At 46.4% G+C, this 1,753-nt stretch carries 1 protein-coding gene and 1 pseudogene; one reads left to right on the top strand and one right to left on the bottom strand.

Going from position 1 to position 1,753, the window contains the following annotated elements; all coding sequences use genetic code 11:
• Positions 1–627, top strand: a pseudogene (locus tag BLV67_RS33075) (hypothetical protein); the annotation flags it as partial.
• A gap of 391 nt (positions 628–1,018) precedes the next feature.
• On the opposite strand, the gene BLV67_RS31955 reads toward BLV67_RS33075, so the two are convergent.
• Entirely contained in the window at positions 1,019–1,618 is a 600-nt protein-coding gene (locus tag BLV67_RS31955; protein ID WP_069785700.1) for an RNA 2'-phosphotransferase, read from the bottom strand.
• Between the last annotated feature and the right edge of the window lie 135 nt (positions 1,619–1,753).

The raw sequence follows: 1,753 nt of genomic DNA, 5'->3' as shown, positions 1-1,753 counted from the left end.
AAAGCACTCGACACCTATGACGTTAGCGGTGATCTGAATCCGAAGGAGAAGGAGATTGTTCAAGGCTTCATAGATAAAAATCAGGATGATCTACGCCTGACGGTGCAGAAAACGACCCAAGCTACGAATGCGGAAATTGCTGGTATCGTTCTTTCGGGAGGGCTGGGGGCTGGCGCTAAGGCTGTTGCTGAGTCTGCTGGTGCAAAAGGCGCAGGTACCCTTGTTAATGCGGAGAGAGGGACGTTAACAGAAGCAAATTTTGCTCAAAATAAAATCAAGTCTGATCGATCCTTTAGTGAGGATGGGCAGAAGGTATACTCAGAGCTAGCTGGCACACCGATCAGGACAGTTGATGACTTAGCCGGCGCTTTGAGGGCTGGGACAATTAAGCCGAATCAGCTTCCCGTTGATTATGTAGATATGAATGGGACTCGCCTTATTTTGAATACACGAACTTCTACCGCGCTTGAGCAGGCAGCTATCCCTCGAAGTGATTGGTTCGGGCGAAATCAGACAGGTGTTGAGGCTTTTCCAGGTAAAACATTCAATGATTTGGCAGCAGATCAGTTAAAAAATAACAAATTGCCGCCGACAGGCGCAGAGCAATTAAAGTCGGTGCGTCCATGAAAATAGGTCAGCCAAAACTAATACTAGATCCATATGATTGGCTGCCAGGATATGGTGAGTCAAGAGTATCATTCCACTCCGTTGGCTCGGATGTGATACTTGATATTGAGTATGAGAAGGAGGTTGTAGTTGATAGCGAAGAGGTTGTACTGGCTTTAAGGCGGGAGGTTGAGTTCAAGTCTGTACGATACTTTATTCGGGAGCCATTCCCTGGAGGTGCTATTTTTGAGTTTGACGGTGATCCAAGTGGGTTTCGGCTGGGTAAGTTGACTGAGTTTAAAGACTCCGAATTGGTAAGGAGTAACGTGAAAGCATGGCGTTCCGTGTCGAGTCACGAACCGCCGAAGTTGAGGCATTTCAGCATTCAGTTTTTGTCAGAGAATCTTACTTTTCATGTGCTGGCTGTAGATGTATTTTTATCCAATGAGCTGTCCGGTAGTTGATTTTGCTCTGAAATAAAATTAACGGGAACCGCTTCAGTCAACCAAACACCGTTTTCAGCCTGAAAAAATTTAAATCCCTGTTGGTACATTCGCAGGGATTCAATCTTCAGAACCACTGGTTTGCCGTAGCGCTGTCCGACAGCGATAGCCGTCAGAGTCTCCTGCGATAGATGCACATGGTGGCGTGAACCTGCAATCAATCCTTGCTGAAGAATAGATTCAAGAAAGCGTGTTGCAGTGCCATGGTAGAGGAATTCTGGCGGTTCTTTCTCCATGTGTTGAAGGTTTACGGCTGCCGCTGAATGCCCCTGTGCGGCTCGAATACGTTGGCCATCGTCGGAGAGGGTAAAGCGTTTCTTGTCACTGCTATTCACTACTGTCTGAATTATTGCCTGGTCAAGTATGCGGCCTTCTTTCGCTGCGCCGGTAATCAAAGAGTTGATGTCTGCCCAGCCTTCTGCGTCGAGTTGCAATCCGATAGCGTGAGGCTCATGGCGCAAGATATAACTTAGGAACTTGCTTGTTTCGTTCAGTTGTTTGTTATTCATGATTGTCCTGTATGCCTTTTTCAATAACTGGCTCTTTAATAAATTGGCTTTTGTTTTTTACATCTTGGGCTCTGAGTTTAGCCAGATCGGGCGGATCTACGCCGCCCGAATTTATTTATAAGTCTTGCGAAATCA

It is taken from the genome of Pseudomonas salomonii (assembly GCF_900107155.1).
In the GTDB taxonomy this organism is placed as follows: domain Bacteria; phylum Pseudomonadota; class Gammaproteobacteria; order Pseudomonadales; family Pseudomonadaceae; genus Aquipseudomonas; species Aquipseudomonas salomonii.
Note: the sequence above shows the minus strand (reverse complement) of the source record. Positions and strands in the feature narration are given on the sequence as shown.

Excerpts from the sequence above, each read along its gene's own strand:
- BLV67_RS31955 (WP_069785700.1), bottom strand. The coding sequence starts at position 1,618 with ATGAATAACAAACAACTGAACGAAACAAGCAAGTTCCTAAGTTATATC.